This window comes from Flavobacterium sharifuzzamanii (assembly GCF_003254585.1).
Classification (GTDB): domain Bacteria; phylum Bacteroidota; class Bacteroidia; order Flavobacteriales; family Flavobacteriaceae; genus Flavobacterium; species Flavobacterium sharifuzzamanii.
Map to the genome: position 1 here is coordinate 520,664 of NZ_QJGZ01000042.1, position 13,243 is coordinate 533,906.

The window sequence follows — 13,243 nt, forward strand, 5'->3', positions numbered from 1 at the left end:
TTTAAAATTCTAGGTTAAGTCCAATTAAAAATGTTCTCGCTACCGGATATCTTCCGTTGTCAATTCCTGATAAAAGCACATTCTGATTAAATGAACCAATCTCCGGATCGTAACCTGAATAATTTGTAAACGTATACAAGTTCTGAGCAGACCCGTACAATCTTAATCTTGATATTTTATATTTTGAAATTACATCTTGCGGTAAAGAATACCCTAACGTAATATTCTGAATTCTTAAGTATGATCCATCTTCAACATAACGATCTGAAATAAGAAGGTTATTATTTGAAGAATCTGCAATTGGTCTTGGGTTATTACTTGCTGTATTTGTTGGAGAATAATAATCCATTGCTTCCACCAATTGATTGTCATATAAAGAAGCATTTGTTGTACCAGCTCTTCTAGTCAAATTCATAACATCATTTCCGTATGAACCTTGAAGGAAAACAGAAAGATCTACGTTTTTATATTTAAAATTGTTTGTAAAACCGTAAGTAAATTTCGGATGTGGGTTTCCGATGAATGTTTTATCATTTGCATCAATTTTCCCATCTCCATTTACATCCACATATTTAACATCTCCCAAAGCTGTTTCTCCCGCTCCAGTTCCTACTGCTTGGCCAAATTGTATTGGCGCATTGTTTAAAACTGTCTGATCCTTAAAAATTCCATCTGTTTTATATCCGTAGAACAATCCAATCGGGTTTCCAATTGTAGTATTAGTAACCACAACTGGCTGATATCCGTTAGTATTAACCTCTTGAGTTAACACGATTCCGTTAGCAATTTCATCTAAATTATTTTTGTAATGAGAAACAACCAAAGAAGCATCCCAATTAAATTTCCCTGAAGATCTTAAATCATATCCAACCGTAATGTCATAACCTTTATTACTCATTGTTCCCAAGTTAGAGTATGGAGCAGAAACTCCTCCGTATTGACCTCCACCACCTGTTAGATATAAAGGCAATGGCACTTGAAACAAGAAACCTTTAGATTTTTTATCATAAACATCAAAACTTGCAGAAAGCTTATTATTCAATAATGTAAAATCAATACCTAAGTTAGTCTGATTCAAAGACTCCCAAACTAAATCTGGATTTGGATAATTTGAAGGTAAAAATCCGCTGCCTAAACCTGAGTTTTGAGTTCCTAACATTGCAGAATAACTGTTATTTGGAATCTGCTGATTTCCAGTTTCCCCATAACCCACTCTAAATTTAATATTATCTACATATTTACGAGTTCCTTCCATAAAAGACTCATTAGACAATTTCCATGAACCCGAAATAGCGTTAAAAACCCCTTTTTGGTTATCTGTAGTAGGATCAAACTTAGACGAAACGTCCTGTCTTATAGAAGCTGTAATGCTATATTTATCATTAAAGTCATAAATAATACGAGCAAATAAAGACGAAAGCGAAGCACTTCCTTTATACTGCGTTATAGTATTATTATCAACATCAGCTAAATTAATAGTATGAATTGAATTTGTTTTAAACCCTTGAGCAGATGCAATTAAACCTTCCCAATGAGAATCATTTGCTTCCTGACCTGCCAAAAGTGTTATTTTGTGTTTACCAAAAGCTCTATCATAAGTTAGCAAGTTTTTAATATTTGTAGAATACCAATTTTGTCTTCTTACGTCTAAATCTGCCAGTAAATTTACTTGGCTTCCCCAAGCGTACGATGGCCTGAAGTCATCATTTTCAGAAAACTCTGTATTTGCTGCAATTTCAATGCGATACTTTAATCCTTTAAAGATATCTGCCTCAGCATAAACATTTCCTAAGAAATTTTTTCTAACCAATTTATTATCTCTCGTCAATGCCTCTGCTACAGGGTTATAATATGTAACGCTTTGCTCAGAAGATGGCGGACCAGCAAATGAGCCATCAATATTTCTAACCGGAATATCAGGAGATTGCAATAATGTATTAGAAATTAATCCTGAATAACTTTGGTTTACAGTAATTCTTTCATTTGTAATACCTCCTGTTAAATTTCCACCAACTCTTAACCAAGATTTAATTTTTGAGTCTAAATTCAATCTGACAGTATATCTCTTTAATCCAGAATTGATAATAGTTCCCTCATTATCCAAGTAACTTCCAGATAAATAATAGCTTGTTCCATCTTTTGCACCAGAAAACGAAAGCTGATGACTATTAGAAATAGCCGTTCTATACACTTCATTCTGCCAATTTGTACCAGCTCCCAACAATTCTGGATGAGAAAACTCCTGACGAGTCTGAAAACCCCATAGTTTAGCCAGATTAGTTTTTAAAGTTGCGTATTCTGATAAATTTAAAACATCCAATTTATTAGTTACTGTTGCAAAAGAAGTATAGTTCTCATACGATACTTTTCCACCACCTTTTTTACCAGATTTAGTTGTAATAATAATAACACCATTTGCTCCACGAGATCCATAAATTGCAGTTGCCGAAGCATCTTTCAAAATATCCATCGATTCAATATCATTTGGATTAATCATAGACAACGGACTCATCGCAGTATTACCGCTTCCTCCAGAAGCAGAAAATCCGTCTTTACCAGCCAAAGTCTGTCCACTTGTAGATTTACCAGTTGCATCTCCAGAAATTGGCACACCATCAATTACGTATAAAGGCTCATTTGTTCCTGTAATAGAAGTCGTTCCACGAACCCTCACAGAAGCTGCACCACCTGGCTGGCCTGAGTTATTTGTTACCGAAACCCCAGCAGCCTTACCTTGAAGCATCTGATCAATAGAAACCTGTTTTAAGTTTTCAATATCTTTTGATCTAACAGAAGAAATGGCACCATTTACATCTTTCTTTTTCTGAGTTCCGTATCCAATTACAACAACCTCTTTTAAGTCTTCTGAAGACGGTTTTAAAGAAATATTAATTTTAGTTTTGCCTGCAATGGCAATTTTTTGAGAATCAAAACCGATAAATGACACTACCAAAGTCCCATTTGAAGGAGCATCTATACTATATTTACCGTCAAAGTCTGAAGATGCAGTATTTTTAGATCCAACAACAGAAATATTGGCTCCAGGAATTGTCATTCCTTTATCATCAGACACTACTCCTGTTATTTTAACCTGAGCAGTAATAAAATTACTAGTCAGCAGCAAGAATAAAATCAAAGGAACCGCTCTGTGGTTAGCATTCCAATGAAGAAAGTTAGTCATTAGTTTTTTCATAATAATGTTTGGTTAGTTAAATTTGTTTATTGCATAATTTTAAAAGTAAATGCCAGGGTAATTTTTACTTTTAAATTATTTAACAAATCTATAACAGAGAGAATTATCAAATCGATAATATTATATCATTTAATGATAATATTTTTACTGTAAGCGATTAAAAAAACATATATGAAAATAAAATCATATAAAAATTAAATTATTCGCAATTACAATCCTCAAAAAGAACCTAAACAATGAATAAAAACCAATGAAATCTCGAAAAGCAAACGTTTTCGTTAAAAATAATATTTATTTGTGATAAAAAAGTATCACTATAAAATACGCTTTAAACCTGAAAATTCTTCTCGATATTGACTTGGCGTGCAATTTTTTGTTGCTTTAAAACTGCGATTGAAGTTTGCAATATTATTAAAGCCCGATTTAAAAGCTACTTCAGAAACACTCATATCTTTCTCCACCAGCCAACGTGCGGCATAACCAATACGGATATCATTTATATAATTGACAAAAGTTTTCCCAGTACGCTTTTTAATAAATCTATTAAAAGAAATAATAGACATGCTCGCCACATTTGCCGCATCTTCTAAAGTAATTTTTTCTGCAAAATTTTTCTGCACATACTCGTAAACAAATTTCATTTTATCATAATCATCAAAAGTATCATAATCTACCGTATATGTAGAAAGCAAGCGCTGATTTCTAGAATTGGCAAGATCATATAATAAGGAAGTGATTTCTAAAAAATAATCCATACCATCCAATTTAGAAAGCCTCACAAGCCTTGGCGTTAACTCCTCTGCGGTTTTTTTTGAAAACAAAATTCCATGAATAGATCGGTTAAACATATCTCGAATCGGATTCATAATACGTCTTGCAAGCAAAGATTCATGAAATAAATCATTATGAAACTGTATCGTTATTTCATGTATTTTTTTATTTGTGCATTTATTCAGCTCCCATCCGTGATATAAATTTGGTCCAATCAAAACCAATTCTACATTATCAATTTCTTCAATATTATCTCCTACAACTCGCTTTACTCCTTTTCCATTTAGAATAAAATTAATCTCAAATTCTGGATGATAATGGACTGGAAAATCAAAACTATCTTTTACGCGATCAAAAACCAAAAAACTGTCACTTGCAGCAAGCGGCGCTATTTCTCTATAAAAATTTTTCGTAGTACTCATATTAAAAAGTATTTTCAGAAAGGTGATATTCTTTTTTTTGACTGCAATAATATGATATATAATTGATAAAATAATATTAATTACAGTTTAATCATCCGTTTATCTTTGAAAAAATTAATTATCATTTCTTTAAAAAGAATATTAATAATAAACATTAATCATTTTTAATCAAATAACTTTTTATAGTTTTAATAATTTTAACAAGAATAGCATAAAGAATTCCGAAAGAACAAACTCTATAATCAAAAAACTGTAAACCATTGTTTATTTTGCTTTTAGCTAAACAATCAACCAATAATTTCTCAATGAAAAAACATTTTTTAACGCTTTTGACTATAACTATAATAAGCAATTCCTGCTTATCTCAAAAAAGTATCACTGATACTAATTTGTCACTTTCAGATAAAAAAGCAACAACTGAAACTAAATCACTTTATAAAAACTTAAATGCATTATCTCAAAAAGGGTTCTTATTTGGCCATCAAGACGATCTTGCTTATGGTGTAAAATGGAAATATGAAGACAGACGAAGTGATGTAAAAGATGTTGCAGGCGATTATCCAGCAGTTTATGGATGGGATATTGCAGGTTTAGAAAATGATAAACCAAATAATATTGATGGTGTTCCTTTCAGTAAAATGAAACAATATATTGCAGAGGCAAATGCAAGAGGCGGAATTTCTACTATAAGCTGGCATTTTGACAACCCTGCAACTGGAAAAAATGCTTGGGATAACGTTCCTAATTCTTTAAAAACAATTTTACCTGGAGCAGAAAATCATAAAAAATTTACTTCTTGGTTAGATAAAGCTGCTAGTTTCTTTTTGTCTTTAAAAGATAAAAATGGCAAAAACATTCCGATACTTTTCAGGCCTTTTCATGAGCTTACCGGTGGATGGTTTTGGTGGGGAAAAGGCAATTGTACTCCGGAAGAATTTAAAACTGCTTGGAAATTTACATTCGATTACCTTCAGAAAAAAGGTGTGCACAATCTAATCTATATCTACAACACAGGAAGTTTTGGCAGTGAAGCCGATTTCTTAGCCAATTATCCTGGAGATAATTATGCCGACATTGTAAGTTTTGACACTTACCAAAATAATGATGATCCAAATGGTGAAAAATTTATCAGAGAAGTTCAAAATCAGTTCAAAATACTCAATGAAATCAGTACAAAAAAACATAAATTAATGGCATTGGCTGAAGCTGGTTACGAAGCTATTCCAGATCCAAAATGGTGGACAGGAACTTTACTAAAAGCCATTGGAGATTATAAAATTTCTTATGTTTTATTGTGGAGAAACCATGGCTGGCAGGAAAAAGAACAGAAAATGCATTATTACGCTCCATTTTCTGGACAAGTAAGCGAAAAAGATTTTGTCGATTTTTACAATCTTAATCAGACTATATTTGAAAAAGACATTCAGAAAAAATTGAAATAATTGCCCCAAATAAATTACAACCTTAAAAAATAACCAATGCACGACAAAATTAGTTTAAAAGAAAAAATCGGTTACGGACTTGGAGACGCTGCTTCATCTATGTTCTGGAAAATTTTCAGCATGTATCTCCTATTTTTCTATACTGACGTTTTCGGATTAGCGCCTGCCGTAGTGGGAACCATGTTTTTAATTACCCGTATCTGGGATTCTTGCTTTGACCCGATTGTTGGAATTCTAGCCGATAGAACCAAAAGCAAGTGGGGTAAATTTAGACCTTATCTTCTTTGGGTTGCCATACCTTTTGCCGTGATTGGAGTTCTAACTTTCTATACTCCAGATTTTGACGAAAAAGGAAAAATCATCTACGCTTATGTAACTTATTCGTTAATGATGATGATTTATTCTCTAATCAACGTTCCTTACGCATCACTTTTGGGTGTAATGTCATCTGATAGAAAAGAAAGAAATACACTTTCTTCTTACCGAATGGTTTTTGCTTTTGGAGGAAGTTTATTGGCGCTTTGGCTAATTGAACCTTTAGTAAATTATTTTGGCGGAAATCTAAATTCTAAGACAGGCTGGCTGGCAACAATTGCCGTTTTCGGTTTAATTACTACAGCATTTTTCTGGGCTTGTTTTGCCTTCACAAAAGAAAGAATCAAACCTATTGTAGACGAACAAAACAATCTAAAAGAAGACTTAAACGATCTTCTAAAAAATAAACCTTGGTGGATTTTATTGGGAGCAGGAATTGGTGCTTTGGTATTCAATTCAATTCGCGATGGAGCTGCCGTTTACTATTTCAAATATTATGTAAGCAGTTCTGTGAATTTCGATTTTTCGCTTTTCGGAACCGATTTTCACATGACACCAACTTCTATTTACTTGGTTTTAGGGCAAGCAGCAAATATTATCGGAGTTATCATTGCAACTCCAATTGCGAATAAAATTGGTAAAAAGAAAACCTTTTTTGGCGCAATGGCTTTAGCAGCAATCTTAAGTCTTGTTTTCTATCTATTCGGAAAAGAAGATGTTTTCTTAATCATGAGTTTCCAAGTTTTAATCAGTATTTGTGCCGGTTGTATTTTCCCATTAATCTGGTCAATGTACGCCGATAGTGCCGATTATTCTGAATGGAAACAAGGACGCAGAGCTACAGGATTAGTTTTCTCAGCTTCATCTATGTCACAAAAATTTGGCTGGACAATCGGCGGTGCTGGAGCTGGATGGCTTTTGGGTTATTTTGGCTTTCAGGCCAATGTCGAGCAGACTGCAACAGCTCAAAACGGAATTCAATTAATGTTAAGCATACTACCAGCAATTGCGGCCGCAATATCAGTAGCTTTTATAGCATTTTACCCTTTATCAGAAGAAAAATTACAGATTATAGAACAGGATTTAAACGAAAAGAGAGATCAAAATCAATAAAAAACCAAAGACAAAGAAATCAATTTATATGACAACAATAACATCTTCAATCAATTTTCAAGAAAGAAAATTGGCATTAGAAAACGAACATAAAACACTTATTGAACAAAAAAATGAGCCGCAGGAAATTGTTGGAAATGGCATTTACGAACGTTATAAAAATCCAGTTGTTACCGCTTCTCACATTCCGTTAAACTGGCGTTTTGATTTTAACGAAAAAACAAATCCGTTTTTGCAGGAAAGAATTGGTGTGAATGCCGCTTTCAATGCTGGAGCAATGAAATGGAATGGAAAATATTTATTGGCCGTTCGTGTAGAAGGAATTGACAGAAAATCGTTTTTTGCCATTGCTGAAAGTCCAAACGGAATAGATAATTTCAAATTTTGGGACAAACCTTGCGTAATTCCGCAAACGGAAGAACCTGATACTAACGTATATGACATGCGTTTAATCAATCACGAAGACGGATTTGTTTATGGAATTTTCTGTACCGAAAGAAAAGATCCAAAAGCTCCAAAAGGCGATACAAGTTCTGCTGTTGCCAATGCCGGAATTGTTCGTTCTAAAGATTTAGTAAACTGGGAAAGACTTCCTGATTTAATTTCGAATACAGGACAACAGCGAAATGTTGTTTTACATCCTGAATTTGTAGACGGAAAATATGCTTTATATACACGTCCGCAAGATGGTTTTATTGATGTTGGTTCAGGTGGCGGAATTGGTTTAGGGTATATTGAAGACATGAAAAATCCAGTCGTAAAAGACGAAAAAATTATTTTCGGAAAACAATATCATACTATTTATGAATTGAAAAACGGTTTGGGGCCTGCTCCAATTAAAACTTCAAAAGGCTGGTTGCATTTAGCACACGGAGTTCGTAATACTGCTGCAGGATTACGCTACACTTTATACATGTTCATGACCGATTTGAATGATATTTCGAAAGTAACACATGTTCCTGCAGGACATTTTATGGGACCTGAAGGAATTGAAAGAGTTGGAGACGTATCGAATGTTTTGTTTTCTAACGGATGGATTGAAGGTGAAAACGGAACAGTTTACATTTATTACGCTTCCTCTGACACAAGAATGCATGTAGCAGTTTCTACAGTTGATAAATTGGTTGATTATGTAATAAATACTCCAGCAGATACTTTTATTTCTGCAGGTTCAGTGCAAACCATCATTAATCAAATCGAAAAAAATAACGCAATTTAAAATATCGTGTCATTACAATTAAAGCTTTTAAAATCAGAGTTAACTGCAGAACTAGATTCTATTCTCAACTATTGGTCAGAACGAACGGTAGATGAGAAAAACGGAGGTTTTGTTGGCCAAATCGATTTTAACGATCATCTGATTGCCCATGCAGAAAAAGGTTCGGTTCTTAATGCCCGAATCCTTTGGACATTTTCTGCCAGCTACAAAACCACAAAAAACGAAAACCACAAAAAAGTGGCAGAAAGGGCATTTGAGTTTCTCGCAGCTTATTTTTATGATACAAAATTTGGAGGTCTTTTTTGGAGTATAAATGAGGATAAAACTCCAAAAGACACCAAAAACCAGATTTACGCATTGGCTTTTGCGATTTATGGATTATCTGAATATTATTCGATTTCAAATGAAGAAAGAGCTTTAGAAATTGCTAAAAAACTATACTTAAAAATTGAGGAACATAGTTACGATCCTATAAACAAAGGGTATTTTGAAGCTTTCACGAGAGATTGGCAGCCTATTGAAGATTTGCGTTTGAGTGCAAAAGATGCCAATGAAAAGAAAACCATGAATACGCATCTTCATATTATTGAAGCTTATGCGAATTTATATAAAGTCTGGAAAGACGAAAAATTGCTTGCTGTTATTATCGAATTACTAAAAACCATCGAAAAGTATTTCATCAATACAGAAACAGGACATTTACGTTTGTTTTTTGATGAAAATTGGAAAGAAAAACCAGATGTTATTTCATACGGACATGATATTGAAGCAGCTTGGCTTTTACAGCAATGTGCCGAAATTTCAGGAAATGAAACTTTGATTGCCAATTATAAAAAATATGCCATTCAAATTGCTGAAGTAACCAAAGAAGGTTTAGATGCTGATGGCGGTTTATGGTACGAATTTGATCCTGAAAAAAATGAGTTAATTGCTGAAAAACATTGGTGGCCACAAGCTGAAGCTTTAATTGGTTTCTATAATGCTTATCAATTAACAGGAAAAGAAGAATATCTGGATATTGTTTACAAAAACTGGAAATTCATAAAAAAACACATCATAGATCCGCAAAATGGAGAATGGTATTGGGGTGTTTATGGCGATTATAGTATAATAAAAAAAGACAAAGCCGGATTCTGGAAATGCCCTTACCATAATGGGCGTGCTTGTCTGGAGCTCATTCATCGAATTAAAAATTAAGGTTTCAAATAAAAATCAAAACGTCTTACAGAACGTAAAGCCCTAGCCCCGATAGAAGTGGAAATCCTTTTTGTGCTGGGGTTCAGCACAAAAAGATTGGAACGGATAGCGGGATTAGCTCCTTAAAGTATAAATTATGAAAAAAAGATTTTTTAAAACCCTTTCATTTGCCTTGATTTTTTCTGCAATTGCTTGTCAGGCGCAGGAAAGAATAACCGTAAAAGGAAATGAATTTTACAAAGGTGATAAACCGTATGCTTATATTGGAACTAATTATTGGTACGGAAGTATGTTGGCTTCTAAAAAAATAGGCGATCGTAAAAGGCTTTTGCGCGAGTTGGATTTAATGAAGAAAAACGGAATCGATAATTTACGTGTTTTAGTTGGCGCTGATGGCGGAAAATACGATTTTACAGTTCGTCCAGCACTTCAATATGAACAGGGAAAATATGACGAAGATTTATTGGACGGATTGGATTTTCTGATTAGCGAAATGAGTAAACGCAGTATGTATGCCGTTTTATACTTGACCAATAACTGGGAATGGTCGGGCGGAATGTCGCAATATTTGGAATGGAATGGCAAAGGTCCCGTTCCTGTTCCGAATATTCCGCCAAATACTTGGCCACAATTTATGTCTTATACGGAACAATTTCACAGTTGTGAACCTTGTATGGAAGCTTTAAATAATCATGTGAAGTTTATTATTGGAAGAACAAATGCATATTCTAAAAAGAAATACAACGAAGACAATACAATTATGTCGTGGCAAGTTGGAAATGAACCTCGACTTTTTACGGTCGAAAATGAAGTTAAATTCACGAAATGGCTCAATAATATTGTGGATTTAATTGATAGTTTAGATAAAAATCATTTGGTTTCTACAGGTTCTGAAGGGAAAAACAGTTCGAATGACAGCATGGAAATTTTCGAAAGAACACATCAAAATCCGAATATCGATTATTTGACGATGCATATCTGGCCAAAAAACTGGAATTGGTTTAAAGCTGACAATGCGGAAGCAACAATGCCAAAAACAATCGAAAATGCTGGAAAATATATTGACGATCATATTAAAGTAGCCAACAATCTTAAAAGGCCAATTATTATTGAAGAATTTGGACTTCCGAGAGAAAATGAAAACCTGAATACAGGAGCATCTTCTGTTTACAGAGATAAATTTTACAGCTATATTTTTGGAAGAGTTGCAGAAAGTGTCAAAAACAATGGTCCATTACGAGCTGCCAATTTCTGGGGTTATGGAGGTGAAGGAAAAGCAATTCATCCGGACGGAAAGTGGAATCCCGGAGAGCCTTTTACAACAGATCCTCCACAAGAACCGCAAGGGTTGAATTCTGTTTTTAATGGTGATAAATCGACATTAGAAATTGTTAAAAAGTACAATTCAGAATTAAAGAAATAAAAACAACTACTTTAATTTTCCAAACCCGACAGGTTTTAAAAAACTGTCGGGTTTAAAATACAACATAATCTGGGCGTAGATGCACTGCGGTGCGTCTCTACAGGATAACAAAATCGAAATTTGATAAAAAAAATACAACATGAAAAATATATTTATTCTTTTTTGTTTTTTATTTCTGAATATCTCTTTTTCACAAAATAAACAAGACTTTATTCTGAAATCTCCCGACGGAAAAATTGAAGTTAAAATTGCTGTGAATAATAAAATCTCTTGGTCAATTTCGCATGAAAAAGATTTGATTTTGGCTCCGTCTGAAATGTCAATGATCTTAGGTCAAAATGAGGTTTTAGGAAAAAATCCAGTTGTTTTAAATTCGAAAAAAGAAAGTATAAATACTGAATTTGAAACACCATTATACAAAAAGAAAACGGTTAAAGATCAATACAACAAACTGATTCTAAATTTTAAAAATGATTTCGCTCTCGAATTTCGTGTTTTTGATGACGGTGCAGCCTATCGTTTCATCACAAAAAAGAAAAAAGATATTACGGTTAAAGACGAAGAAGTGGTGCTGAATTTCGATCAGGATTATAATACTTTGATGCCGTATGTTCGTGATTTAAGAAATCCAAAAGATCAATTTATTTCTTCGTTTGAATCGCATTATGAAAACAAAAAAATAAGTGAATTTTCTAAAGATACTTTAGCTTTTCTTCCATTTTTAATTGATTATAAAAATCATAAAAAAGCCGTTTTCTTAGAAGCTAATCTCGAAGATTATCCGGGATTATTTGTCACAAACAATAAAAACAAAACCGGTTTTGAATCTCGTTTTTCTAAATATCCAACTCAAGAAACCAACGGCGGATTTAATTACCTCAACAAACTAATTACTGAAAGAGATGATTATTTGGTAAAAACGAAAGGAACGAGAACTTTTCCGTGGAGAGCAATTGTAATTTCTGAAAATGATGCTACTCTGGCTAATAATGATATGGTTCAGAAATTGGCAGAACCATCAAAAATAAAAGATGTTTCGTGGATAAAACCTGGAAAAGTAGCTTGGGATTGGTGGAACGATTGGAATATTTACAATGTAGATTTTAAAGCTGGAATTAACACACAGACGTATAAATATTATATTGATTTTGCTTCTAAAAACAAAGTTGAGTATGTGGTTTTGGATGAAGGTTGGAGTGTTGAAACTGATATCATGAAACACAATCCAAACGTGAATTTACAAGATTTGATTGCTTACGCGAAAGAACGAAACGTTGGCATTATTTTGTGGGCTTCTTGGATGGCATTGCATGACAATATTGATGGCGTTTTTGACAATTATGCAAAACTAGGCGTAAAAGGTTTTAAAGTAGATTTTATAGATCGAGACGATGCTAAAATGGTCAATTCGGTTTATGATATTGCGCAAAAAGCAGCCAATCATAAATTGATTATCGATTTTCACGGAATGTACAAACCAACGGGAATTCAGAGAACGTATCCAAATATTTTAAACTTTGAAGGCGTAAAAGGTCTAGAAAATAATAAATGGACACCAAATGATGATGTTCCGTTATACGATGTAACAATTCCGTTTATTAGAATGATGGCTGGACCAATGGACTATACGCCAGGTGCGATGCGAAATGCTACAAAAAGCGAATTCAAGCCAAGTCATTCAACTCCAATGAGTCAAGGAACAAGATGTCATCAATTGGCATTGTACACTATTTTTGAAGCGCCTTTACAAATGATGGCTGATAGTCCGACGGCTTTTACGAAGGAACAAGAAAGCACCGATTTTATAGCTAAAGTTCCAACTACTTTTGATGAAACCGTTGCTCTTGATGGTGAAGTTGGAAAATATGTTTCAATTGCTAGAAGAAAAGGAAATACTTGGTACTTAGGCGCGATAACAAATTGGGATTCTAGAGATATTATAATTGATTTTTCTTTTCTTGAAAAAGGCAAAAAATTCCAAGCCGAAATCTTCTCAGATGGAATAAATGCTGATAAAGCGGCAACTGATTATAAAAAGGAAATCATAACCGTTGACTCAGCAACTAAACTAAAATTTCATTTAGCAAGCGGTGGCGGACTGGCGACGGTTATAAAGTAATATTATTTATATACAAAAAAACATTGCCG

The 13,243-nt window shown here is 33.6% G+C and carries 8 protein-coding genes; 6 read left to right on the top strand and 2 right to left on the bottom strand.

Going from position 1 to position 13,243, the window contains the following annotated elements:
• Nucleotide 1: 1 nt before the first annotated feature.
• Entirely contained in the window at nt 2-3,193 is a 3,192-nt protein-coding gene (locus DMA14_RS21985) for a SusC/RagA family TonB-linked outer membrane protein (RefSeq protein ID WP_111426616.1), read from the bottom strand.
• 314 nt (nt 3,194-3,507) lie between these two features.
• Nucleotides 3,508-4,386 (bottom strand): AraC family transcriptional regulator, encoded by an 879-nt coding sequence (locus tag DMA14_RS21990; protein ID WP_111426617.1) that lies wholly within the window; start codon nt 4,384-4,386, stop codon nt 3,508-3,510.
• A gap of 305 nt (nt 4,387-4,691) precedes the next feature.
• On the opposite strand from DMA14_RS21990, the gene DMA14_RS21995 reads away from it, so the two are divergent.
• The 6 genes from DMA14_RS21995 to DMA14_RS22020 all read left to right on the top strand — a co-directional run bounded on the left by DMA14_RS21995 (nt 4,692) and on the right by DMA14_RS22020 (nt 13,214).
• Nucleotides 4,692-5,828: a glycoside hydrolase family 26 protein gene (locus DMA14_RS21995; protein ID WP_111426618.1), complete on the top strand. Its 1,137-nt coding sequence runs from the start codon at nt 4,692-4,694 to the stop codon at nt 5,826-5,828.
• Nucleotides 5,829-5,864: 36 nt separating this feature from the next.
• Nucleotides 5,865-7,256, top strand: a complete 1,392-nt coding sequence (locus tag DMA14_RS22000; RefSeq protein WP_111426619.1) for an MFS transporter — start codon at nt 5,865-5,867, stop codon at nt 7,254-7,256.
• Between the two features lie 28 nt (nt 7,257-7,284).
• The gene (locus DMA14_RS22005) at nt 7,285-8,475 is read left to right on the top strand and encodes a glycoside hydrolase family 130 protein (protein WP_111426620.1); all 1,191 of its coding nucleotides are present in this window, start codon (nt 7,285-7,287) and stop codon (nt 8,473-8,475) included.
• Nucleotides 8,476-8,481: 6 nt separating this feature from the next.
• Nucleotides 8,482-9,672, top strand: a complete 1,191-nt coding sequence (locus DMA14_RS22010; RefSeq protein ID WP_111426621.1) for an AGE family epimerase/isomerase — start codon at nt 8,482-8,484, stop codon at nt 9,670-9,672.
• A 136-nt stretch (nt 9,673-9,808) separates the two neighbouring features.
• Nucleotides 9,809-11,095, top strand: a complete 1,287-nt coding sequence (locus DMA14_RS22015; protein ID WP_111426622.1) for a glycoside hydrolase 5 family protein — start codon at nt 9,809-9,811, stop codon at nt 11,093-11,095.
• 139 nt (nt 11,096-11,234) lie between these two features.
• Nucleotides 11,235-13,214 carry a glycoside hydrolase family 97 protein gene (locus DMA14_RS22020; protein ID WP_111426623.1) on the top strand — a complete coding sequence of 660 codons (1,980 nt, stop codon included), beginning with the start codon at nt 11,235-11,237 and terminating at the stop codon, nt 13,212-13,214.
• The last annotated feature ends 29 nt before the right edge of the window (nt 13,215-13,243 follow it).